Source organism: Sinorhizobium chiapasense (genome assembly GCF_045277575.1).
GTDB classification, from domain to species: Bacteria; Pseudomonadota; Alphaproteobacteria; order Rhizobiales; family Rhizobiaceae; genus Ensifer; species Ensifer chiapasense_A.
Genome location: NZ_CP144206.1, coordinates 2,278,161 through 2,301,347 on the forward strand (window position 1 = coordinate 2,278,161; position 23,187 = coordinate 2,301,347).

The 23,187-nt window shown below is 58.8% G+C and carries 19 protein-coding genes and 1 pseudogene; 4 read left to right on the plus strand and 16 right to left on the minus strand.

Going from position 1 to position 23,187, the window contains the following annotated elements; translation table 11 throughout:
- Window positions 1-98: 98 nt before the first annotated feature.
- On the plus strand, window positions 99-1,895 hold the full coding sequence (locus tag QM996_RS29360) for a chloride channel protein (RefSeq protein ID WP_112597223.1): 1,797 nt from the start codon (window positions 99-101) through the stop codon (window positions 1,893-1,895).
- 351 nt (window positions 1,896-2,246) lie between these two features.
- Here the strand turns inward: QM996_RS29360 and QM996_RS29365 are convergent, their stop codons facing one another.
- The 8 genes from QM996_RS29365 to QM996_RS29400 form a co-directional block, all read right to left on the minus strand.
- Window positions 2,247-2,672, minus strand: coding sequence for a pseudoazurin (locus QM996_RS29365; protein WP_112597271.1), 426 nt, complete (start codon window positions 2,670-2,672; stop codon window positions 2,247-2,249).
- 77 nt (window positions 2,673-2,749) lie between these two features.
- Window positions 2,750-3,745, minus strand: a complete 996-nt coding sequence (locus QM996_RS29370; RefSeq protein WP_192358028.1) for an FAD:protein FMN transferase — start codon at window positions 3,743-3,745, stop codon at window positions 2,750-2,752.
- On the minus strand, window positions 3,738-4,304 hold the full coding sequence (locus QM996_RS29375; protein ID WP_060586046.1) for a nitrous oxide reductase accessory protein NosL: 567 nt from the start codon (window positions 4,302-4,304) through the stop codon (window positions 3,738-3,740). Before QM996_RS29375 ends, QM996_RS29370 begins: the two co-directional genes overlap by 8 nt.
- Window positions 4,301-5,128, minus strand: coding sequence for an ABC transporter permease (locus tag QM996_RS29380; RefSeq protein WP_060586044.1), 828 nt, complete (start codon window positions 5,126-5,128; stop codon window positions 4,301-4,303). Before QM996_RS29380 ends, QM996_RS29375 begins: the two co-directional genes overlap by 4 nt.
- Entirely contained in the window at window positions 5,125-6,042 is a 918-nt protein-coding gene (locus QM996_RS29385; protein ID WP_192494042.1) for an ABC transporter ATP-binding protein, read from the minus strand. Before QM996_RS29385 ends, QM996_RS29380 begins: the two co-directional genes overlap by 4 nt.
- Window positions 6,039-7,394: a nitrous oxide reductase family maturation protein NosD gene (locus tag QM996_RS29390; protein WP_162732984.1), complete on the minus strand. Its 1,356-nt coding sequence runs from the start codon at window positions 7,392-7,394 to the stop codon at window positions 6,039-6,041. Before QM996_RS29390 ends, QM996_RS29385 begins: the two co-directional genes overlap by 4 nt.
- An 11-nt stretch (window positions 7,395-7,405) precedes the next feature.
- Complete coding sequence (gene nosZ / locus QM996_RS29395; protein WP_060586041.1) at window positions 7,406-9,319, minus strand: TAT-dependent nitrous-oxide reductase; 1,914 nt, start codon at window positions 9,317-9,319, stop codon at window positions 7,406-7,408.
- A gap of 40 nt (window positions 9,320-9,359) precedes the next feature.
- The gene (locus QM996_RS29400) at window positions 9,360-11,621 is read right to left on the minus strand and encodes a NosR/NirI family protein (RefSeq protein WP_112597230.1); all 2,262 of its coding nucleotides are present in this window, start codon (window positions 11,619-11,621) and stop codon (window positions 9,360-9,362) included.
- Between the two features lie 143 nt (window positions 11,622-11,764).
- Here QM996_RS29400 and QM996_RS29405 point away from each other — a divergent pair, with 143 nt between their 5' ends.
- Complete coding sequence (locus QM996_RS29405; protein WP_113135603.1) at window positions 11,765-12,616, plus strand: ferritin-like domain-containing protein; 852 nt, start codon at window positions 11,765-11,767, stop codon at window positions 12,614-12,616.
- 511 nt (window positions 12,617-13,127) lie between these two features.
- Here the strand turns inward: QM996_RS29405 and QM996_RS29410 are convergent.
- A complete protein-coding gene (locus tag QM996_RS29410) occupies window positions 13,128-13,406 on the minus strand; it encodes an HU family DNA-binding protein (protein WP_334197358.1) in 279 nt (92 codons plus the stop codon).
- A gap of 175 nt (window positions 13,407-13,581) precedes the next feature.
- On the minus strand, window positions 13,582-13,884 hold the full coding sequence (locus tag QM996_RS29415; RefSeq protein ID WP_500270425.1) for a hypothetical protein: 303 nt from the start codon (window positions 13,882-13,884) through the stop codon (window positions 13,582-13,584).
- A gap of 995 nt (window positions 13,885-14,879) precedes the next feature.
- Between QM996_RS29415 and QM996_RS29420 the strand changes: the two genes are divergently transcribed.
- Window positions 14,880-15,119, plus strand: a complete 240-nt coding sequence (locus tag QM996_RS29420; RefSeq protein ID WP_334197360.1) for a tautomerase family protein — start codon at window positions 14,880-14,882, stop codon at window positions 15,117-15,119.
- A 235-nt stretch (window positions 15,120-15,354) separates the two neighbouring features.
- Entirely contained in the window at window positions 15,355-15,768 is a 414-nt protein-coding gene (locus QM996_RS29425) for a SyrB-like regulator (protein WP_334197361.1), read from the plus strand.
- A gap of 277 nt (window positions 15,769-16,045) precedes the next feature.
- Here the strand turns inward: QM996_RS29425 and istB are convergent, their stop codons facing one another.
- The 6 genes and pseudogenes from istB to QM996_RS29455 form a co-directional block, all read right to left on the minus strand.
- Window positions 16,046-16,753, minus strand: a complete 708-nt coding sequence (istB, locus tag QM996_RS29430; RefSeq protein WP_375337367.1) for an IS21-like element helper ATPase IstB — start codon at window positions 16,751-16,753, stop codon at window positions 16,046-16,048.
- A pseudogene (istA, locus tag QM996_RS29435) lies at window positions 16,656-18,279 on the minus strand (IS21 family transposase). Before istA ends, istB begins: the two are co-directional and overlap by 98 nt.
- Window positions 18,280-18,546: 267 nt before the next feature.
- On the minus strand, window positions 18,547-19,857 hold the full coding sequence (locus tag QM996_RS29440) for an aspartate aminotransferase family protein (RefSeq protein ID WP_334197362.1): 1,311 nt from the start codon (window positions 19,855-19,857) through the stop codon (window positions 18,547-18,549).
- Between the two features lie 27 nt (window positions 19,858-19,884).
- On the minus strand, window positions 19,885-21,294 hold the full coding sequence (locus QM996_RS29445; protein ID WP_334197363.1) for an aldehyde dehydrogenase family protein: 1,410 nt from the start codon (window positions 21,292-21,294) through the stop codon (window positions 19,885-19,887).
- Between the two features lie 58 nt (window positions 21,295-21,352).
- Window positions 21,353-21,973, minus strand: a complete 621-nt coding sequence (locus QM996_RS29450; RefSeq protein WP_334197364.1) for a TetR/AcrR family transcriptional regulator — start codon at window positions 21,971-21,973, stop codon at window positions 21,353-21,355.
- 131 nt (window positions 21,974-22,104) lie between these two features.
- Window positions 22,105-23,055 carry a phosphotransferase gene (locus QM996_RS29455; protein ID WP_334197365.1) on the minus strand — a complete coding sequence of 317 codons (951 nt, stop codon included), beginning with the start codon at window positions 23,053-23,055 and terminating at the stop codon, window positions 22,105-22,107.
- Window positions 23,056-23,187 lie beyond the last annotated feature (132 nt).

Sequence of the window (23,187 nt, forward strand, 5' to 3'; positions counted from 1 at the left end):
GGACGAGCTGCCAACACCGACTTGATTTATATCGTATTGCGATATATGTGCGCTGCGGGCGATCGCACCCTCTGTTCAGCCGCCACACAGGTTTCCCGATGTCGTCAAAACCTTCCCGTCCGCACCAGCACGATTTCATGGGCGGCCTTGCTCGCCGCGAAGCTGGTGATTTCACCACCGACCGGCGCGTGCTCCTGTTGATCGGAATGGCGATAATCGTCGCAACCGGTGGCGCGTTCGCGGCCTGGTTCCTCGTCAATCTGATTGCTCTCGTCACCAACATCGTCTGGTTTGGGCGGGTGAGCATCGGGGAAGCGCGGATAGCCGACGTGATCTTCTCGCCCTGGATGGCCTTGATCCCGGTGGTTGGAGGGCTCGTCATTGGCCTGATGGCGCGTTTCGGATCGGAGAAGATCCGCGGGCATGGTATCCCCGAAGCGATAGAAGCCATCGTTATCGGCGGCAGTCGCATGTCAGCGAAGGTTGCCGTGTTGAAACCGCTGTCGTCGGCGCTTTCGATCGGCACGGGAGGCCCGTTCGGGGCCGAGGGGCCGATCATCATGACCGGTGGCGCGATTGGTTCGCTTTTTGCCCAGTTTTTCCATTTGAGTGCGGCAGAGCGAAAGACCTTGTTGGTCGCAGGGGCGGCGGCCGGCATGACGACAATCTTCGGCTCACCTGTCGCAGCCGTCATGCTTGCGGTCGAACTCCTCCTGTTTGAATGGAAGCCCCGCAGCTTCATTCCCGTGGCAGTCTCAGCCTGCGTTGCCATCTCCTGGCGACCGCTGCTGTTCGGCACGGGACCGCTTTTTCCAACGCACTTCCGGGCCGACCTTCCCTGGTGGGGGATTCTGCTTTGCGCCGGAGTGGGGATTGTTGCCGGCCTTCAATCGGGTCTGCTGACGACACTGCTCTACAAGATCGAGGATCTGTTCGAGCGCCTGCCGATCCACTGGATGTGGTGGCCGGCGCTCGGAGGTCTTGCCGTTGGGCTCGGTGGCCTAGTCGAGCCACATGCTCTCGGTGTCGGTTACGACGTGATCGAGGGGCTGCTCGAAAACAGCTGGCCAACATCGACGGTCATCGCCATTCTCTTGGTCAAGGCCACGATCTGGCTCATCGCTCTCTCGTCGGGCACATCGGGCGGTGTGCTGGCGCCGTTGCTGATCCTCGGAGGCGCACTAGGATGGCTGACGGGCTTGATGCTTCCCGGAGATCCGGGATTCTGGGCGCTTCTCGGCATGGCGGCGATGATGGGTGGCACGATGCGCGCGCCGTTGACCGGAACGTTTTTCGCGATCGAGATCACCGGCGATCTCAGCACGCTCATACCCTTGCTGGCCGCCACGATTGCCGCCTACGCCGTGACTGTGCTCCTGCTGAGGCGCTCGATCCTGACGGAGAAGATTGCGCGGAGAGGACAGCACATCAGCCGTGAATACGGTGTCGACCCTTTTGAGTTCGCCCGGGCTCGCGACATTATGGTCAGCACAGTCGACACCTTGCCGGCGACGATGTCGGTGGCGGAGGTGTGTGCGCATTTCGCCGCGGCGGATGAGGCACACCGGACCTATCCGGTCGTTGACGGGGCCGGCGCGCTTGTCGGTATGGTTTCGCGTTCAGATGCGCTTCGGTGGCAGCGAGGTCCGGACATTGGGGCCGACATGCTGGCAGACAAGGTATCGGACACCTCGATCCCGATCGGGCATCCCGACGACACTGTTGGTCACATCGCGGACATCATGATTGCGACCGATGCTGCGAGGATACCCATCACGGATCCGCTATCCGGCACCTTGGTCGGCCTTGTCACCCGCAAGGACCTTCTCCGACTCAGGCAATCCCAGAAATCCGCTGAATTGGAACGGCGGCCCTATCTTGGAAGGATGCGATAGAGGCGTTGATTAGAGTGGTCTGACGGGGCTATTGCACCCTGGTTGCTTGTGGCCAGTGGAAAGCCAGGAGGGCGCGGCGGCCACAGACAGACTCGGCAAACTGAACGGCCGGTGGCAGCCGAACGTGAGGCACCCCATCGAGTTCTGAAATAGTCGATACGCCGGTCGTCATTGTTCAGGTCTCGCGGCCGCAGGCAATGGAGGAAACTCGGCGACTGTTGATCGCCGGGCTTCAAAAGCAAGAGCGAGCCGGGGGGGCGGCGAAGCCAAGACGCCAATGCGGCCGATCGTGCGGGAGAAGCCGGCGAGCTTTGTGATCTCGTCGCCCGCCGGTTTTCTCTTGGAGCAAGCCTAGAGTTGCGAAAGCGCCTTGTCGACCCGTTCGCGGGCCTTCTTCGGGAGTTTCGCAGACTTGATCGAATCGAGGTTCGCCGGAGAGTCCCCAACCACGACGACGGCAACCATGCCCATCGAAAAATGCGGCGTGCACTTGATCACATAGGCTCCTGGCACCGTGAACGCCTGTTTCAAAGTGTCGTTGATCTTGCTCTTGAAGGCTTCGGCTCCTTCCGGGATCAAACCCTTCATCGTTTCAGCGTTGTGACCCTTGTCGGTGGGAAGGAAGGTGATCGTGTCACCTGGCTGCACCTTCGTCAGCGCAGGCTCGAATACCATCACCCCGTCAGGGCCCTTGTTCATCATATGAACCTCGAAGTCCGCAGCTGCGGCCGGAACTGCGATCATTGTGAGCAAAGTTGCCGCAGCCAGATTTTTCAGAAGGTGCATGGTCAAGTACTCCGTTGAGATTGGTGTGATTGCGCTATGGAAAATGCGAGCATCCGCGTTGTGCGTCCTCAGGCTCGTGTTTCGAAACGGCGATGGCCGCCGTCCGCCCGGACAAGATCAACCAGTACGCCTGATCTGCGGTCTAACGTGGATCGGATACTGGTCTCATCCATCAAGCTAAATGCCGTCGACAGAGCATCGGCGGTGGTCGCATCATCGGCGATGACGGTCACACGCCTGTACAATGCAGCTGCTCCTCCGGTGCGCGGATCAAGGATATGGCTGAAACGCTGTGCCTTGTCGAAGTGGAAACCCATGCCACTGGAGGTCGCGACAGCCTTGTCGATCACGTCGAGAACGACGTCGGGAAACGCGTCGTCCTGTCGCTCTGCTAGGCCGATCCGCCAGGGCGTTCCATCCAACCTCGAGCCTACAGCGCGATTTTCCCCCATGTTCACGAGACTGCTAGTTACCCCGGCGTCTCGCAGCAAGTCCACGATCCTGTCCGTGACGTAGCCTTGGGCGATGCCATTCAAGGTCAGTGCCATCTTCGGTCGAGTCAGGACGATGCGATCCCGATCGAACCTGATCCCTTCGAAGCCAACGGCGTCGAGCGTGTCCCTGATCTTTTCGGCTGAAGGGCCGGATGGGTCCGCCTCGGGCCGCGTGAAGTGGTCTCGGTATAGCGACCACAGCGGCTGTATAGTGGGATCGAACCCGCCGTCACTCATGTTCCAAAATTCTTGGCAGGAGCCAAGCAGCGCCACAAGGTCTTGCGGGGGAGCGACCAGAGCGCCGACGCGGTTCAACTCGGAAAGCGCGGTATCGTCACGATAGAGGCTGAACGCGCGTTCCAGTCTTGTGACCTCGGCGACGACTGTGTCGATCAATCGTTCGGCTCGCGCGCGGTCTTCATGATTGAGGATCAGTGTCGCTGGCGCGCCGAGAGCCTGTCCCTTCCATGTGACGGTGCTTGATGCTGCCTTTGCGGCAGTCAGGAGGGGCAAACCGGCAGCTGCGGCGAAAATCGCGATTGCGCGGCGTCGAGTATATCCTTTAGCCATGGTTGTGCCCTTCCACACTTTCCTCGGCGTCGGGGCTGGTTGTCGTGGCGTCGACACCGCCTGCACCCAGCACGTAGTCCTGCGGGACCTCGCCGAACGGGACGACGCGCCCGCCGTTCTTGACGGAAAATTGTTGCGCCGCTTCCTCTGTGCCGAACGGCACAGCCTCTTCCGCGCCCATGCCGCCCCGCAAAGAGCTGCCGATGACGTAGAAAGCCTTGCGGGCGTCAATCCAGTTGTTTTCTCCGGGCTTCTCCCAGCTTGGCGCCTTGCTCATGTCGGAGACGTAGATCGCCGCGATGTCCTTCGGCTCCTCCGGCAGCATGGTGAACGCCAAGGCGTCGCGAGCGGACGAAAACCAGATGGGTTCGGGAACTTGCGCATCCAAAATGATCTGCCCCTTGGGTCCTGGGTGTTCGAGCACGTTCATTCCGCAGTATCTGCCTGTCGCTTCGGACGTCAGCGCGTACGGTGCGGGCGGAGGAGCCTTTTGCTCTTCCTTGCAGCTTGCGAGCAGAAAGGCCGACAGGAGTGCCGCGGCCACCAAAGCGCGTCTCATAGCTCCCTCCTCGAAAATACTGCCGCGGCGAGCGCTAGCGGCACGATGGTCCACGCAGCCAGTGCGCCGACCATCATCGCGGCATTAAGCCCGGAATGCTCGGCGACACCGCCCAGACCCGAAAAGGCGCTCGCCTCTCCCGAACCGAGGTTGAGCATCCGGTAAGCGTCGGTTGGATTGAATAGCAAAACCGCATCCAGCAGGCCTGACGGGATAGCATGCCCTCCCGCCGCGACCAGTGCGCCGAGCAACGCCATGTCGTAAATCAGGACAAAAAGCAGCCAGATGCCGATAGCTATCCCGCCCGCCGTGCTCCGCTCGCTGACGATCGCACTGGCGAGGTATCCGATCGCGACGAATACCGCCCCTAGGAGCACCGACGATCCGAGCATGTTGAGGAAGGCCCACCAACTGCCCGTGTCGATGTTGCCTCCCGTGATAGCGAGCGCCAGGGCGGCGGCACCATAGCCGCAGAGCGTCGCAAACGAGAGGATGGCAATGTGGCCGAGGAACTTGCCGAGAATGACCTGATTGCGTCCAATCGGATAGCTTAGAAGCAGCAGCATGGTGCCGCGCTCCATCTCGCCTACGATCGCGTCGTGCGAGAGCAGGAGCGCGATCAACGGCACGAGAAAGATGGTCAGGCTGGAAAGACTGACGATGACAACGTCGAGTTGGTTGACCCCGACATTCCCGGTCGGCGCGCTCCCCAGTGCGGTGAGGGTGAGCGCCAATGCTGCAAGGAGAAGGGTAGCTCCGAGCACCCATCGATTGCGCAAGCCTTCCCGGATCTCCTTGCGGGCCATAATAAGAATGTTCTTCATTCGGCCGCCTTCCGCCCGCCAAGAAAGTGGGCATAGAGGTCGTCCAATGTCGGCTCGACGAGTTGCAGCCCGGCAACCTCCGCAGGGTTGGCTGTGACCTCCCGAAGGAGTGCGACTTTTTCGTCCATTGCCACCTCGGTCTCGACGGTATCGACGCCCGTGATCCTCCATCCACCTCCTGCATTCCAGTCAGCGGTCGATTTGCCGTTGGCAAGCCTGACACTCACGCGCGTGGGTAGCTGAGCCAAACCGCGCAATGTGTCCAGCGATCCATCAGCGACCTTGACGCCTTCGTTGACGATCACCACGCGATCGGCACGCCCTTCGAGTTCGGTCAATGCGTGTGACGAAAGAAGGATTGTGGTTCCAGCGGAGCGCAATCCGTCCAGGATGTCGTAGAATCGCCGACGAAGAGCCGGATCGAGACCGCTCGTAGGTTCGTCCAGAAGCAGGACCCGCGGGTGGCCAAGCAGTGCCTGCGCCAGTCCCAGTCTCTGCCGCATCCCCTTTGAATAGGTCCGAACCGGACGGTCGGCGGCATCCGGAGCCAGACCAACCTGCTCCAGAAGCTCAGGCACCGAGGAGACCTCGACGCGCTTGAGGCGGGCGTAGAAGGCCAGCGTTTCGCGCCCCGTCAGGGCCATGTGGAAGGAAACGCTTTCCGGCAGGTAGCCAAGCCGCCTGCGGACCTCGAAGTCGCCCTTGGCCGGATCCTCGCCGAGAACGAGCACGCTGCCCGTCGAGGGGCGAATGAGCCCAAGCATGAGTTTGATCAGTGTCGTCTTGCCAGCCCCGTTGTGGCCGACAAGCGCGACCGTTTCCCCTTCTGTGAGCTCGAACGTAACATCCCTGACGGCTTCGACGCTGCCATAGCGCTTGGCGACCCCGGATACTGCCACCGTCGTGACATTCATTGCGCCGGCCTCCCTTGGGTGGGGGGTGCCATCAGGGGATGGCTGTCTACGACGCCGCCCGGTAGAAGGGCCGGGAATTGAGCCTGAGCCCAGCGGATGACCTGGACTGCGGGGCTGGTGGCCAGCACCTTGGCCTGGGGAGCGGTCCACATCACCTTGTCCATGACATCGTTTGGACGATAGGCGTTGTCACCGAGCCCGTCGCCATCGAGATCAAACGCCGGATTGTCGCTCCAGTAATTGCCGTGGCCGTCCACCGACCAATCGAGATACCGAGTTCCCACGTATTTGACCTGATTGCGGTTGTTGATGAAGGCGTTTCCGCTTATCGAATTACCCTCCGAGCCGGCCGTAAAGTGAATGCCGATCGAACAGCCGTCAAACCTGTTGCCCTTCAGCCGGTTCTTGTTGGCGTTGTAGATGAAAACGCACTTCTCGGGACCCAAGCGCTCGCCCGAAAGGTTGGCGTTGGGGCTCGTTGGGCTGTCATCGGAAGGCATTTTGTCAGCGGGGTCGCGATTTCCGGCGGTTGTCCATCGGCTCTGGGGCTGCATCCGCCCAATGACGGTGTTCCCCTCTATTTGCGATCCGTTGGCGAAATTCAGCACGAGGCCATGATCGCGGTCGCCGTCAGACACGTTGCCGACGACTTTCAGCTTGTTGGAGAACATCAGCGCGTAGCCGACGGCGTTTCCTATAGACGTGTTGCCGCGGATCTCGCTGTTGTTGGTGTACATGTAATGGATCGCGAAACGCACGTCGTGGAATTTATTGCCACTGAACACATTGCGTTTGCTTGCGATCGTGAAGATGCCGTCGCGGCCGAAGCTGACGTCGTTATCGATGATCTTGGCGCCCGGCGCGTTCCAAACCGCGATCCCGTTGCCCAACTCGCTCATGTGGCCCTTCTTCAGGCCGATGACCGTGTTTTTGCGGACCAAGGAATCGGCGGCCCCGTGGACGTAGATCCCGTAGAGGTTCCCGGTAACGCTGTTGCGTTCGATAAGCGCGCCTGTTGCGTTCTCGGTGGCAAACACGCCTGAGTCCATGCCTTCGAGGTTCGTGCCCGAACCGCTGATTTCAAGACCACGGAGTGTTACGCCGGCCGCGTCGATGGTGACGACGGTGCCTTTTCCGTCGCCCATGATCGCAGCGCCGGGTTCGCCTTCCAGCGTCACGGACTTGGTGATTTTCACGGGACCCTTGTACTTGCCCGGACGCAATATGATGCGGTCCCCCGGTGATGCCGCCTCGATGATCGATGCCAGGTCATCGACGGGCGTGACCGTCCGCTCCGCGGCCTCGGCGGGGGTGGCGATGGCGACCCAGAAGGCCACCATCGCTGTGATCATCACGCGCCTCATCATACCGACTTCGGTTCGACCATCATGCGTCCCTTCATTTCCATGTGCATCGCATGGCAGAACCATGTGCAATAGTACCAGTAGACCCCGGGCTTGGAGGCCTTGAAGGTCACTGACGCCGTCGCCTGCGGCCCGATCTCCATGTTGATACCGTAATTGACGATGCAGAAGCCGTGAGTCAGGTCCTCGACCTCGTCGATGTTGGTGACGTAAACGGTCACCTCGTCGCCCTCCTTGACGGTGAAGGACTCAAGCCCGAACGCGGGAGCCGCCGACGTCATATAGACGCGCACCTTGTCGCCATCGCGCTTCACCTCGGAGTCCACCATGAGGTCGATATTGTCTTTTTTGGCTTGAGCGACGGCGTCTGCGAAGAAGGGGTCCTCACGGTTCCACACGTGAACCGGGTTGATCTTGGACGCGTGCACGATTGTTGCGTCGTGGGGCTCGGCGAAGGTCGGGTTGTCGTGGACGAGCACCATTTCATCCCCTGAGATGTCGATCAGCTGATCGCTCTCCGGCTTCAGCGGGCCGGCGTTGAGGTAGCGATCTTTCGAGAACTTGTTAAGCGAGATGAGCCACTTGCCGTCGGCCTCCTTGGTCTGGCCCATCGAGGAGTGGTTGTGCCCGGGCTGATAATGGACATCCAGCTTCTGGCGGATCGGATTGACCTTCTCGCCCTTAAACGCCCGTATGGCATCCTCGATGTTCCACTTGCACACCTGGCTGTCGAGGAAGAGCGTCGTATAGGCGTTTCCCCTCCCGTCGTAGGCCGTGTGCAACGGACCAAGCCCAAGTTCTGTTTCGGCGACGACGGTGTCGCGCGGCTGGATCTTGTCGTCGAAGAGGTCGTCGAACTTGCGCACGTCGAATACCGTGACCGTCGGTGACAGCTTGCCATTGGCGACGAAGTGGATGCCATCCGGGGCCGTATTTATACCGTGAGGACTGTTGGGCACCGGAATGTAGCGGGTGTACTTCGAGCCGTGGGAGCCATCGATGACGGGAACGCCGCCGATCTCCTTGTAGTCGCCCTTGGCGACCGCTTCTTCGATGCGTTTGAGATTGAACACGACGACCCAGTCCATGTCCTTGCTCATCATCTCTTCGAGAGTTACTCCCTCCTCCGAGTTGTAGCAGGTCGAATAGCAGTACTTGCCCTGGTAGTCCGCGTCGACGTTGTCGAGGTTGCCGTCGACCATGACCTGCCATGCGACTTTCATTGTCTCGCCGTCGACCGCGGTGAAAATGGATTGGTACTGCTTTGGATCGTCCAGGACCTTGCCGTCATTGGGGATCGGCACACCGTCTTCTCCGTTGCAGAACACGTAGCCTGTCTTGGGGAACTTCTGGACGCGCAGCCCGTGCACGGTATGTTGGTTTGGAAGCTCGATGATCTTGTCGCACTTCATGACGTCGAGACGGATACGGCAGACGCGTGTGTTGGATTTGTCGTTGGCAAAGAGGTAACGGCCGTCGTAGGTGCCGTCCGTGAACGACGGGTGTGGGTGGTGAAGGTCGCCGTTCTGGTAGACGCCGCCGCGATCTTTGAGAAACTCGACCGTCTCCGGTCGCATGTTTTCCGTGAGGACCTTCAGGCTCTCATTCGTTTGCCCCCATCCCGTCGCGCTGCAGCGGTTGAACACCGGAATGCGCATGATTTCTCGCATCGAGGGAACGCCGACGATGCGGACTTCACCCGACTGGCCACTTGAGAAGAAGGTGTAGTATTCGTCGAGCTCGCCGGGGCGGACCTCCCACTTCGCCGGCTCCTGGGCCATGGCCGGAGACGCCCCGCCTGCAAGGCCCAGCGCACCGGTGGCCGTAGCGGCTCCTGCGGCCGCGGCCACGGCGGTGGTACCCAGTAGTTGGCGTCGGTTGAAAAGGGGCAGGTTTTTATCTTCATTCGACATGGTATTGCCTCCTGAGATGCGGCTCACATTTGCCGCGTGCCTATTTCGAGTTGGTGACGGGCTCTCCGTTATGCGTGACAAGCGTCTTCGGCGGTGTCTTTTCGCCTCTCGATCCGGGCGTTGACAGCGCCATGAATTTTTCGCGCTTGAGCCGCACCTGGATCATGTGCGGACAGCGCTGGTCGTCATGGTAGAGTTCCTGGCAGTGCATGCAGTAGATGCACTCGTTGACGTTGATCGGGCCTTCCGGATGAATTGCCTGTACCGGGCACTCTTTCGCGCAACGCTGGCAGGGAGAGCCGCATTCTGGCCATCGCTTCAACCACTCGAAGGTGCGGATGCGCCCAGGGATGGCAAGTGCCGCCCCCAGCGGGCAGAGGTAACGGCAGTAAAATCGCTCGATGAAGAGGCTAGCCGCAAGAAGCGCCAAGGCGAAGACCACGAACGGCCAGTCACGGATGAATTTGAGGATAATCGCGGTCTTGAACGGCTCGACCTCGGAGAGCATTTCCGCATAGGCCATCGAATAGAACGACATGCCGAAAAGCCCGAGGAAGACGATGTATTTGATAGGCCAAAGGCGCTCGTGCAGTCCCCAGGGGATGGTGACCTGCGGCACCTTCAGGCGCTTGGCGACGATGCTCAGCAGTTCCTGCAAAGCGCCGAACGGGCAGAGCCAGCCACAGAACGGGCCGCGCCCCCAAAACAGGAGGCCGGCTGCGACGGCGGCCCAAAGAATGAAAATCAACGGTGCAGCCAGGAAGAACTCCCAGCTGAAATTGGTGACCAGCGCGTTCGTGAACGTGAGGACGTTGACGACCGACAGCTGCGCATTGGCATACCAACCGAGCCAGACGAGCGTAAATACCAGATATCCGGTACGAAGCCAGCCGAAAAATTTCGGCCTTTTGACGAGCCAGTCTTGGAAGAAGAAGATGGCGGTCAGGACAAGGAGAGCTGCGACTGTGACTGCGATTGAGATGCTGTTCATCTCCCACATGCGTTGCCACAACGGTATTTCGTCAGGCGTCAACTTCGGATCGCTAGCCTGGGAGGGCGCCACCTGCGGTGTCTGGGCCGGCGTCGTCGGTACCTCGGCCTTGGTGACGGTGTAGTAACTGGGGGGAAGCGAGTATCCGATCGTAAACGGGATAACCGATTTGTCTCGAGCACCCGTGCTGCTACGCTGCACGAGCAGTTCCAGTTCCCACGGCTCAGTCGCGTCAAAGGCGAATTCCAGCGGCACTTCGAACAAAGCGATCTCCCGCAGGCGGGGAGCGTCCGACGGCACGAGCGCTGCGATCCTGGTATGGTCTCGATCGCGAAACCGCAGCCCTTGTCCGTCCTGCAGCAACTCGATGCGGTCGAAAATGCCGCCTCGGACGTAGCCGGAACCTTTGAAGGAGTATGCTCCGTCTCCCGCCACAAGGATTGCGGACTGTCCCGGCTTGAGTTTGCCGGCGAGGCGCTGATATGCGACGTCGCCCAGGAGCGTCTTGCCAATCGCGGGCACGCTCACCGGCGCGATGTACAGATCGATGAAACGGTTTTCGGGGTTTGCGGACTCCGGATGGGAAGCCGCTTCCGCATGCCCGGCCTCTTGAAAGGCCTTCGAAACCTCCCCAATCGTCAACCGAAGGCTCCGGACGGAGCCGTCGCCAAGGAGGGTTTGCCAGTCGCTCGCCTGATCCTTGGAAAGGTCGAGTTTTTTGACGGCAGTTGCCTGTTGAACGCCGACCGAGTGGCCGCCAGCCAAGCGGTTGCTCCTAATGAGGCTGACGGCCGAGCGGACGATACTGTCGCCCATGACGAGAACCGTCACGGTCGCTCCACTGACGATATCCACCTCCGGTGGGCGCTCAGCCCCGGCCGCGACCCGTCCAAGATCTTTGCCGATGATCGAATTCAACGCGGCGACGACTTTGGCTTCAGGGATCCCGATCAGGACGATCGGCTCGTGGTGTTCGAGGAGCTTGAAGCCCTTGATAATGCCGGATTGATCGATGCCAACCGCGATGCGGATAGGCTTGCCGGAATAGCCGACCGAACTGGTAAAATCGGAATTGAGATAAACGTACCCGAGCAGGTCATCACCCCGATAGACCGGCGCGATGGGTGGTTCACCCACGGTGTCTCCGAAGCGGTCGGCCCCTTCAAAAAGCTCACCCGGCTGGACTCTTTCAAGAAAAGTGGGAAGCTGTCCTGCCAATGCTGCGGTTCCGAACAAAAGTCCGACGAACGCCACTGCAAGCACGAGCATGTTTGCAAACAATGACAACCGAACTCTTTGTGAAAAGTTCATTGCGCTGCCCGTAGGATTTCTTTGCGTCCCAAGATCAGAATGTATCCTAACCTTGATCAAAGACAACTCCTCGTTGGAAAAACTTACGATTCTCTGACAGTGGATATTCGGGCAAGGGGAAGACCTGACAGGAGTGAGCTGGTATGTCGTCAAACACCTCTGATCCGTGGAAACTGGCATCATTGGACGAGCTGTTGGCGCTTGCTGGTGCGATGGAACAGGAAGCGATAGACGGATACGTCGCCCTCGGTCTCAGGATGAAGGCCATGGGACGTCCCGAGCTTGCGGCAGTGTTCGACGCGCTGGTCGCCGAGGAGCGGGCGCACTTGAGAAAAGTGGGCGAATGGGAGAACGCGCTTGGACACAAAACGCGCTCGGTCTCCACACATCCTCCCGAGCATTTGTTCGACGACGAGGCAGCGGGGAAAGTGGCTCCCGAGATGCTGAGCGCCTACCGCGCGTTCTCGATTGCCGTTCGCAACGAGGAACGCGCGTTCGTGTTCTGGTCTTACGTCTCGGCCCATGCCCGGTCGCAAGACATTAGAGACGCGGCCGAACGAATGGCCCGGGAGGAACTCGGTCACGTTGCCACGTTGAGACGCGAGCGGCGGCGTGCATTTCATCAGGAACGAAGCCAGGTACTCTCGGTCGACAAAGGCGATTTGCCGCTCCTCGAGCGGAAGTTGTCGAACCTCCTTAAATCGATGGCAGAACTATCGACGGTGGGCGGACGCGACGACCTACTGGCTCGTTCAAATGAAGCCGACCTGAGGTCAAAAACGATGCTGGAACACCCGTTTTTGACCACTTCGCGTCCGGAGAGGGCGACACAAAAGGCAGTCGAAAGTGCGCTGCCGCTCGGTGAATTCCTGGCAGAGTGCTACCTCGACATCGGAGATCGCGCGGCCAATGAGGAGGATGCTGATAGGGCCCGCGAGTTCGCCTCCCAGGTCATTCACTGTCTTCGGGCGCTTCGCCGCCTACCCTCGACATGATCGCAAGCCACCGTCCTAGTCCATCTCAGCATCTAGTCATGGCGGAGACGACGCGGTCAATTCCTTCGGGGCGCCGAGCTGCATCAGAATGAACGTCGAGCCGATCGTGCTCCAGATTACCGCATACGGTATCGTGTTTGTTTCCGATTGGCGCCCAGGATCGCATAATGTATCGTCCGGAACTGGGGCAGGTTTGCGCCGCCGCCAGTAAACCTGCGGGTGGCAATCGAGGAGCAGATGAGCCTTTCCGGCAGCGGCACTGGACGTTGGGGTGAGCCTCTGCTCTCGGCAGAAGCTCTGGGGCCGGAGCACCACAAGGGTTGTGCTGCAGTCGCATCCTCGATGCTGCACCGGAACGATCGACGCATATCTCGTCCCTTCGGGGCCAAGCCGACCCCCTCCAGGGGGATCGGTGCGGTGATCGTCACTCGCCTGGTGTAAGCGTTCGATAAGCGCCGGATGATGAGCGACGCTTCAGGCCGTCGGCGGGCGTGAAACCGCTCCGCTTGCGTCAGCCGTTCAGCGCGTCCTTGAGAGCTTTGGCCGGCGCGAAGGTCAACTTCTTCGCAGCAGCAACCTTGATGGTCGCACCGGTTGCCGGGTTGCGAGCCTCGCGCTCTGGCGTGTCCTTCAATTTGAACTTTCCGAAGCCCGGGATCGATGTTTCGGCGCCAGCTGTGGCGGCGGCAGTCACGGCAGCGAAGACCGATTCGACAACCGCCTTGCTCTGGACTTTAGTCAAGCCATGTTCGGTCGCGATCTGTTCTGCAATCTCATTGGTTGTTGTCATTGTTTTCCCCTCTTGATGACGCGGGAATTCTCATCCGACGGGATCCCTTTTGTCATCTGGCGTTCCAGCGTGCACGGCCCAAATACCGACGATTTCCACAGCGCAATCGTGGCCTTTCGTCGAAAGCCGTTCCATTGGGCCCTTGGGTCCATGCCTGTTGGATAAGGCGCTCTGGTCACCCGGCGCTGCAGGGGAGCGCCCGCCAGTTCGAATGTCGGGCGTTGAGCAATGTCGAATTCCCATCGACCACGAGCCATAGCTCCTTGCCCAGCGCGCGAACGGTGAGCGGTTTTCGTTTCTCCTGACGGCCATTTGCCGCCGTCAGCATATGGCGATTTGCATTGACGATCCCTCTTTCGCGCGCACGCGCGTTGACCAACTGCTCGAGCGGAATGAGCAGGTGTTCTTCGCCAAGATCGAAGTAAAGCGAAGGGTCATCCGGAAGCCTCGTGAGCGCTGCGGCGATTTCCTGGTTCAATGCAAATTCTCCAATGGCGCCGCCAAGCTGGAGCGTGAGAAACTTTGGCGACATTTCTTCAGCTGTCATGCAGTGCCTCCTAGAATAGTGCTGGGCCTGCGCGATGCGCGCTTCGCAGGCGATCCACGGTTCGAACGGTCAGGAACACGGCCATCAATCGGCACGGGACCGTACTTCGCATGCGGGCACTTGGTGCCTTCGTCGTTCTGGGTTGCGGGCTATTTTATGTCGAAACGCACTGTCGGGCTGTGCTGAAAAGCCCCGATGATTGCGGTGACTGGTTTGAGATGGACGCCAACTTCGCAGCAAGGTGTTTCGCTTGCTGCTCGGTTAATCTGAACTGCAGTGACGACACGTCAGTTCGATTCGGATCGACGCTGAATTCGATCCTCAACAAGACGTCGCCACTCGCATCCGCAGTGACGGCCTCAACTTTCCAATCGATGACGGCAGATGCTCGAATATTGCCTCGTCCGTCTGTGCTCCAATCTTTTCTATGCAAGCTGACTCCCCTCTAAGCTGCGCAATCTGCCGGCAGAAATACCTCCTGAGCGCGCGTGCCTCGGGCTCCTATCGCGCACCGCGCGCCGAGCGAATAGATGCATACCAATTTAGCTATACTGGTTAATCGCTTGCTTGGCATCAAAATTTTCTAATCAGCTAATAGAGCTGCGTTCTTCCTGCGGATCAGCTATCTCTATGTTTTTGAAGCTTATTCCGGCGCCAGAAAAATCTGCGTCCAGCTTCCAGTCGATTGCGCGCCGGAGTGGACCCATAGGAAGCAGCATCGATTTGCGAATGACCGGGCGATGCGCGACCGCACAGGCATCAGCCGTGATGGGCTGATCCTGCTTGCCGCTCTTAGCGTTTTGATCGCGACAACGGGGCTATCGCCCGGTGAGCGGGTGGGATATCGATCAGAGACGCGACCCGCGTCATACTCGAGGTCGTTTCTGTCTGCATCAATGCACTCGCTACCAACGAATGGAATGGAAATGCCGCACATCGCCGTAAAGATGTTCCCCGGCCGCGCCGAGGAGCAGAAGCAGGACTTCGCCGCCAAAGTAGTCGAAGCCGCGAAAACCATCTTAGGTTCAAGCGATGCTTCCCTATCCGTTTCCATCTCCGAAGTTGAACCAGCGGAGTGGGACGCAAGAGTTTACGATCCTGAAATCGCGGCCAACGAGAGTATACTCTACAAGAGACCGGGTTACGGACCTCTGGCACAGTCGTAGTGGTAGGCCGAGCAAGGGCTCTGATCAGCGGAGCCCGCCAACGCCTGTCCAGCGTTTTTGGATGGAGAGGGCTCCGGTACAAAACCCGCTCGCTGAGTTCACGCCTCTGCGAAAGTCTCAAGCCGCCGAAAAGCGGCGCCGTCTTTTGACGCCGGGTTGTTGCGGACCGGAGAGTCTCATTGACTCTGCCCTTTCCGCGTTGGAAATAAGCCTGATAGTTGCAGAGGGAACAGCCATGGCAGACGACAACAATATCGAGACCGTCGAGACGACGACCACCCCGGCCGAAATTGCGCCGCCGAAAAAGCGCCGGGGCCCGAAGCCGAAGAACGCCGCTGCGGAAGCGACCGCCGAAGCCCCAAAGGAAAATGGTGTCAAGACGCGAAGGGGACGCCGGAAGAATGCCGCGACGTCGGCCGAAGGCGTGACCACTGTCGCGGCCGGCGGCAAGACCTCGGCAAAGAACAGCGCCAAGGGCGCCGGAAAGACCCGAGCGCCGAAGCAAACCACCGCAGCAGCAGCTCCGGTCCTTGACGACATAGCGGACCTGCTTCAGCTCGAAGAAGAGAATGCACGACTCCGTAAGGCGCTGGCCGAAAAGCTGCGGGCCGAGAACGCGGACCTGCGCAAGCGGCTCGGTCTTTCCTGATCGTTTTCGGTGATGGCCGATCGGTCTGCGCGATCGGCCTCCTCCTACATTTTGGTGGCTTACGGTCCTAGCAATGGGTGCCGACGCCATCGCGTGAGATGAGGGCGCACGATGAAGTCACCCTGGAAATACCTGGCCTGTCAATCGGCGTCCAAAATTCACCCCTTATCGGCGTCCAATTTTGACCCCCTGATGATGTAGATCAGCGCTTGGCCTGCCCGGCGCTGGCCGGGGTTGCAAAGGGTAGGCCAAGTGCGGGTGATGGCTTTCTTCGGCTTTAGCTTTGAGAGCGGTTCTTGAAGCGCCAGGACTCGTTTCCGGTTTCGACGATCTCGCAGTGATGGGTCAGACGGTCGAGGAGCGCCGTCGTCATCTTGGCGTCGCCGAACACCGTCGGCCATTCGCCGAAGGCGAGGTTCGTGGTGACGATGATCGAAGTGCGCTCGTAAAGCCTGCTGATGAGATGGAACAGGAGCTGGCCGCCGGCCTGAGCGAACGGCAGGTATCCGAGTTCGTCGAGAATGATGAAGTCGAGACGGTTGAGGTAGTCGGCCGTCCGCCCCTGCTTGCCGCTGCGTGTTTCGGTTTCCAGCCGATTGACCAGATCGACGACGTTGAAGAAGCGCCCGCGTGTTCCGTTGCGGATGAGCGCGCGAGCGATGGCGATGGCCAGGTGGCTCTTTCCGGTTCCCGTGCCGCCGACGAGCACGACATTGCGCTGATCGGCGACGAAGGTGCCGGTAGCCAGCTCCCGCACCAGGGATTCATTGACGGGTGTATCGGCGAAGTCGAAGTCGTCGATGTCCTTGGCGAGCGGCAGCTTGGCGATGCTGAGCTGGTAGCGAATGGAGCGGGCCTGCTTCTCGGCGATCTCCGACTGCAAGAGATCACCGACGATGCGCGGCGGTTCGTGCTGCCGTTTGATGCCGTTTCCCATGACCTCGTCGTAGGCGCTGCGCATTCCATAGAGCTTCAGCGTGCTCATGAGTTCGAGAACCTGTGTGCGTTCCATCAACTTGCCCTCCTGAGGCTGTCATAGCGTGCGCAGTCGGCGACCGGTTCATGGGTCAGCCGCAGCGCATCCGGGGTTTGCAGGGTTGCGGCCGGAGCGGGATCACGGCTGCGGGCCAGAATGTTGATGATCACCGAGGCCGAGCAGACGCCGTGATCAAAAGCCTCCTGGCAGGCAGCATCGACGGCCGCCAGACCGTCGGTGGGAACACAGCCGAGGATGGTGACCATTTGCCGATCACCATCATGGACGCTCTTCAGCCGGCGGCGCACCTTCTCCATCGCTGCGGGTAAGACCCATTCCCGGAACGGCGCACCGTTGCGCAAAGCACCAGGTTTGCGAGCCAGAACGGGGACATAATGCCAAGGATCGTAGATAGTCTCGCCACGGCCAAAGCAACGAGGATGCTCACCGACATTCACGCCATCCTGCCGGATCACGATCTTCTCGGCATAGGCATGAACCTCAACAGGGCGGCCGACAGCCGTTGAGAGGACAGAGTATTTGTTGTTGTCGAAGCGGACCGTGCAGGTCTTCGACACCGAGGCCGGGACACAGTGGAAACCGTCGAACGGCCCGACGTAATGCACGAGGCTGCCGCGCTCCTCCTCGAACATCTGCCAGATCGTCCGCTCGGCTTGCTCGGGATGGCGGTGTGCCTTGGCATAGGCGATGCATTTGTCGAGCAGCCAGACGTTCAGCTCCTCCAGGCTTTTGACCCGTAGGCGTGGAGTGAAGAAGCGTTCGCGCACGAGACCAACCTGGTTCTCGACCTGTCCCTTCTCCCATCCGGATGCGGGCGTACAGGCAACGGGATGGACCAGATAGTGGCTGCACATCTGCAGGAAGCGGCGATTGTATTGTCGCTCCTTGCCGACGAATACGGCCTCGACCGCCGTCTTCATATTGTCGTAGATGCCGCGCGTGCAGGTGCCACGGAAGAAGGCGAAGGCCTTGTCGTGCGCATCGAACACCATCTCCTGGCTTTCGCGCATATAGGCCCGCGCAAACATCATCCGACTGTGGCAGAGCCGGACGTGAGCGACCTTGACGGTCGTCGTCACGCCGTTGATCAGAATGATCTCGTGGCTCCAGTCGAACTGGTAAGCCTCACCCGGCGCGTAGTAGAGCGGCACATAGGCTTCCGCCGTGACAACTCCCCGGTTCTTCGCCCAGGTCTTGGCGTATCGCCGGATCGCATCATAACTGCCATCGTAACCGAGTGCCCTGACCTCCTCGTAAATCCGGATCAGCGTCAGCCGTTCACGCGACGGCTTGCCCTCATTGGCTGTCAGAAACCGCTCGATCTCGGCCTTCCACGCTCCGATCCTCGGCAGCGGTTGCCGCTCTCGTTCATAGGTAAAGTCGGTCTCGTCGGAGCGCAAAATCTTGCGGACCGTGTTGCGCGACACATGCAGTTCCCGGACGATCTTCTTCACCGACCAGCCCTGCACATGGAAGGCCCGTCGAACACGCGCAATCGTATCCACTCGCTTCAACTCCCGCTCCATCCGCCGCAAAAAGCCGGATGGTCAGATGAAATCTGAGGGGGGTCAAAATTGGACGCCGATTACCCCGCCAAGGGGGTCAAATTTGCACGCCGGAACACACCCTATTTCTTCGACATTCCGAATGATGAGGGCGTCAAGGAACGCTTCTGGTTCAACCTCAGAACCTAAGCGAAGAATTTTATCAACTCCAATAAACTCAGAGTATTAGTGGAGGGGGTGAGGGCAACAGGAATAACCGTGCTCGCCCTCATTATGCTAGAGGCGGCCTAGTACATGTTCCATGATTTCGAAGAGGTAATCTGCGTTTGACTGGGAGAACGGCATCGGAGGCCGGATCTTGAAAAGATTTTCCTTCCTTCCGATGAGACCCATGACGACACCATTTTCGCGCATCAGATTGGTCGCTCGCTTTGCAAGCTTCGGATCCGCGGTTAGGCGCTCGCCCGGGCGGATGAATTCGGCGCCGAAGAAGAGCCCAGCACCACGAACGTCTCCGAGGAAGCCGAATTTCTTGGCAAGGGAGCGCATCTTGTTTTTAGAATACGCGCCAACCGTCCCTGCGTTTTCGATCAGCTTCTCACGTTCAATCACATCGAGAACTGCTAGCCCAGCTGCACAGGAAACCGGATTGCCTCCGAAGGTGTTGAAATAGAGGTTCTTGGTTCTGAAGGCATGCATGATCTCCGAAGTCGTGACAACGCCTCCGATCGGATGGCCATTGCCCATTGGTTTTCCCATAGTTGCAATGTCTGGAATGAAGCCGGAATACTGGTGGCCCCACATTCCCCCTCCGGTTCGGCCGAAGCCGGCTTGCACTTCGTCAGCGATGACGACGCCGCCGGCTGCTCGAACCTTCGTCGCGATGTTTTGGAGGAAGCCCGCGGGCAAGTCCGGGAAGCCTTCATTTGCAAATATAGGGCAGAGCAAGATTGCCGCGACACCATGGCCAGCATCCTGCAGAGATGCAATGGCAGCATCGAGATGCTGTAGCACGCGGGCTGCCATGTCTTCCTTGCTGGCCTCCCCCGGCAACAAATGGTAGCTATCTGGCGCGGGAATGGTTCTCAGATACGTGCTGAAGCCGTCCTCTCGCGGCAGTAGAGTGGCGAGTTCCATCACGGCAGTCGTATTGCCGTGATAGGTAAAGTCCGTGACGATAATGCCGTGATTGCCCGTGGCGGTACGCGCCATTCTCAGCGCCACATCGTTCGCTTCACTCCCGGTGCAAGTGAAGAGGACCGTAGAAAGCGAACGGTGGTATGTTGCCGTCAGTCGCTCCGCATAGTCTAGGATGGTGTCATGCAGATAGCGGGTATGGGTGTTGAGCGTGGATGCCTGCCGAGCGATGGCATCGACGACGTGCGGGTGGCAGTGTCCGACGTGCGGCACATTGTTGTAGGCATCGAGATACCTGCGTCCGCTCGCGTCGTATAACCATACCCCTTCGCCGCGGACAAAATGGACCGGCTCTTCGTAAAACGTAGGATTGTTCGGACCGAGGAGACGTTCTCTTCTGGCCATCATTAACTGAGTCCTCGATGGTGTCATGTTCTGGAAAGCGTTCATTCTGTGACCTCAGCAAAGACAGGCTGGTTATGAAAAGATGACTTGAACGTCTGTGAATTCCTTCAAGCCTTCGGTTGCAAATTCGACGCCGTAACCGGAGGTCTTGATGCCACCGAAGGGCGCATTCGGCTGAATTGCGCCATGCTTGTTGATCCAGACGGAGCCGCACTCCATGCGGGAAGCAACTTCAGCAGCCTTCTGAAGGTCGCGCGCCCAGACCGAACCACCCAGGCCGTTGGGGTTATCATTCGCCAGGGCTATGACTTCATCGAGATCGCGATACTTGATGATTGGCAGAACCGGACCGAATTGCTCTTCGTCCACCAGACGCGAGCCATTCTTGAGGTCTGCGACAAGCGTAACCGGATAGAAATATCCTGGACCCTTGCGGTTGATTTCGCCACCAACCAGCACTCTCCCGCCATCAAGCTTTGCTTGCTCGACCAACTCAACGATCTTGTCGAATTGTCTCTTGTTCTGAACAGGTCCCAGCAGGTTGTCTTCCAGGAGGCCATCTCCAACTGGGATCCGCTTGGCGAATTCCGCCAGTTTGGTGCAGATTTCATCGTAAACGCTCTCGTGAACATAGAGCCGCTTCAAAGCCGCGCAAGTTTGGCCGCCGTTGAGGAAGGCACCCCAGAACAGGTTCTCGATAATCTGCTCCGGAATGACGTCGGGCAAAACGATCCCTGCGTCGTTGCCTCCCATCTCCAGCGTCAGGCGCTTCATGGTTTCGGCTGCCGTTTTCATGATTTTCTGGCCGGTGGCGCAGGAACCCGTAAAAACGATTTTTCGAATTGACTTGTGGGAGGACATTGCCGCCCCGAGATGATCCTCGCCTGCAATGCTGTTGACGACCCCAGGCGGAAGCACCTCGTTGATCAGCTCAACCAGTCTTAGCGTGGAGAGGGGAGTGAAGGGCGACGGCTTGATCACAACCGTATTGCCTGTTCGTATCGCCGGCAGAATATGCCAGATGGCAATGAGAACGGGATAGTTCCAAGGCGTTATGGATCCCACCACACCGAGCGGCTTGCGCAAAAGTTCAACTTTGCCGTCGCAATTGTCTTGCAGGATCTCAATGGGGGTGTCCAGGGTGGCCGTGTGACGGGCCCACGCAACCGCACCACCAACCTCCCAACGGGAGCCGTTTCCGTTGAGCGGCTTACCCTGTTCGCGGGTTATGAGTTGCGCCAGGTCTTCCGCGTTGTCCTCGATCTTCTGCGCGACTGCTCGACAGGCGTTAGCCCGCTGCTCGGAAGTTAGGTTGCTCCACGTCTCGAATGCCTCTTCAGCGGTTCTTACTGCCAGATCCAGATGTTCAAGTGTTGCTTTCGGTGCCATCCCGACGACGCCGGCAGACGCAGGATTTTTGACTTCCATGTGCGTATACGTAGGTACGGTCTTCCCACCGATTATCAAAGAATAGGTCTTCAATGTGATCTTCCTTCAACACAACCGCTGCAAGCCACGGACTCGGATGCGACACGATTCGCTATGGCTCTTCCGAAACATATTCCGCCGCGATCGAAGAAACTATTCTTCGCAGCGCGGCAATGAGTGAGTCCTTTTTACTGGGAACTTCACTGACAATTCTGGCGGCTTCTCGCATAGAACCTACGATCAACTCAGCTAATGCGGTGCACTGTGCTTCGCTGGCAGAGTCGCCGAGAGTTTCCTTCAAGTCCGCCGCAATCGAGATGACGAATTGCTTTGACGCGAGTCCCACCACAGGCGTGAGAACCGGTCGCAACTCTGGGCTGAGAACGCTGTAAAACCGACCGTAAGTCGGAACCTCAGAAAGCTTTAGCAAGGCTTCCGCCATTGCTACTATGCGCCTTCTGGGATCCGATATCTTGGCCCGCACCTCTTCCGTTGTCTTCAGCAGCCGTCCGGTAATGTCTGCGTATATTTCCCGATAGATGTCATTGAGACCATCGGGAAAATACACATAGACTGTGCCTTTCGAGATCCCTCCGAGTTCAGCGATCTTGTCGATCGAGGTCCCCGCAAATCCATCCTCGTTGAAAACTTCGAGCGTTGCGTCCAGGATTTCCTGTCTCGTACGAAGCTTATTCCGCTCCCGCAACGATAGCCGCTCTGATCTGTTCGCCATGAATGCACCCTTTCGAATTATATCTGAACTGCACGGACTGTTCACTAATCCAACGTTCATACAGAAATCCGCCCTGCCGGTGCAAATATGAAAGAACATCCCTGAACTGATTTGCGAGATGCGGATCCAATTTAAGCCTCGACTTCCGACAGAAATTTGCCGAAGCCAGGATCACCTATACGACCGAGAATGCGGCCCCAGATGTCCCTCATGAACCCCGTGTAATCGTAATCATCGTTCATATCTGCGGCGGCTAGTGCAACAGCGAAGAGCGAAAATTGGTGGTGATCAGCCGCTACAGACAGGAGTTCCGTTCTGGCTCTCAACTTTGAATCAAATTGACCGAAATAGGATTCCGTCAGCTTGTCGACCTTCTCCGGGTCAAGTCCTTCAAAGGTGGCGATCAGCCCAAGATCGTAGCAACGGTCGCTGTTGCCCGACAGATCGTAGTCGATGAAGCGAATGGTGCCATCGGCCAGTCGCAGGATATTGGCACTGTAGAGGTCGTTGTGGCTCGGAACGAAGTCGCGCGGACGCAGATCCAGCGCCTTCTCGACGCGGTCGATCGTCTTCCGAATTTCCTTGTAGTCATCAGGCAGCGTGGCGCCTTTCCGCTCAGCAGAAGACAAGATTACGCGCGCGTCGGCGAATGGATTGAAATCGCGCTTGAAGCACATGCCACTATCGTGCAAGCTCCTCGCCCGCTTCGCCACAAGATGCAGGATTCCAAGATCTTTCAAGTCCACCGGAGTTCCCGGAAGAAACTCGAGCATGATGCCGAGGGGATCGTCGACGATGGCGATGACGGGCGCGCCGATGCCAAATCGGCCTGCTTCCACGGTGTTGAGTAGAGGTACCGCACTGGGCGGGATCACACCAAGCCCTTCCCAATCGCAATTCCAGAGCTTGAGCACCGCTTGAGCGTTGTTGCCATTGGTGATGATGAAATTCTTGTGGGCGCCACCACCTGAAATCCAGCTCCAGGTCGCCTTACCGTCATCCCAACCAGGGACTTTTGAAAGCGCCCTTCCAACCCGTTCAGAGTAAGCTGAAATTTCCTGAACATTGCTGTTTGTAGACATTGCTTTTCGTTCCCATTGTTTTTTCTGCTCAGCACATTCGAACGACAGTTTCTAAGCGGGACCCTCCACACCCGTCGCTCTCCAGTGTCCTCTGTATTCGCCACTTTTTCATTCCCTGATGTTTACCGATAG

Coding starts and splice junctions, on each gene's coding strand:
- QM996_RS29455 (WP_334197365.1), bottom strand. CDS start 23,055: ATGTCTACAAACAGCAATGTTCAGGAAATTTCAGCTTACTCTGAACGG.
- QM996_RS29360 (WP_112597223.1), top strand. CDS start 99: ATGTCGTCAAAACCTTCCCGTCCGCACCAGCACGATTTCATGGGCGGC.
- QM996_RS29400 (WP_112597230.1), bottom strand. CDS start 11,621: ATGAACTTTTCACAAAGAGTTCGGTTGTCATTGTTTGCAAACATGCTC.
- istB (WP_375337367.1), bottom strand. CDS start 16,753: ATGAGCACGCTGAAGCTCTATGGAATGCGCAGCGCCTACGACGAGGTC.
- QM996_RS29440 (WP_334197362.1), bottom strand. CDS start 19,857: ATGAACGCTTTCCAGAACATGACACCATCGAGGACTCAGTTAATGATG.
- QM996_RS29385 (WP_192494042.1), bottom strand. CDS start 6,042: ATGAATGTCACGACGGTGGCAGTATCCGGGGTCGCCAAGCGCTATGGC.
- QM996_RS29370 (WP_192358028.1), bottom strand. CDS start 3,745: ATGGCTAAAGGATATACTCGACGCCGCGCAATCGCGATTTTCGCCGCA.
- QM996_RS29420 (WP_334197360.1), top strand. CDS start 14,880: ATGCCGCACATCGCCGTAAAGATGTTCCCCGGCCGCGCCGAGGAGCAG.
- QM996_RS29390 (WP_162732984.1), bottom strand. CDS start 7,394: ATGATCACAGCGATGGTGGCCTTCTGGGTCGCCATCGCCACCCCCGCC.
- QM996_RS29405 (WP_113135603.1), top strand. CDS start 11,765: ATGTCGTCAAACACCTCTGATCCGTGGAAACTGGCATCATTGGACGAG.
- nosZ (WP_060586041.1), bottom strand. CDS start 9,319: ATGTCGAATGAAGATAAAAACCTGCCCCTTTTCAACCGACGCCAACTA.
- QM996_RS29410 (WP_334197358.1), bottom strand. CDS start 13,406: ATGACAACAACCAATGAGATTGCAGAACAGATCGCGACCGAACATGGC.
- QM996_RS29380 (WP_060586044.1), bottom strand. CDS start 5,128: ATGAAGAACATTCTTATTATGGCCCGCAAGGAGATCCGGGAAGGCTTG.
- QM996_RS29450 (WP_334197364.1), bottom strand. CDS start 21,973: ATGGCGAACAGATCAGAGCGGCTATCGTTGCGGGAGCGGAATAAGCTT.
- QM996_RS29375 (WP_060586046.1), bottom strand. CDS start 4,304: ATGAGACGCGCTTTGGTGGCCGCGGCACTCCTGTCGGCCTTTCTGCTC.
- QM996_RS29425 (WP_334197361.1), top strand. CDS start 15,355: ATGGCAGACGACAACAATATCGAGACCGTCGAGACGACGACCACCCCG.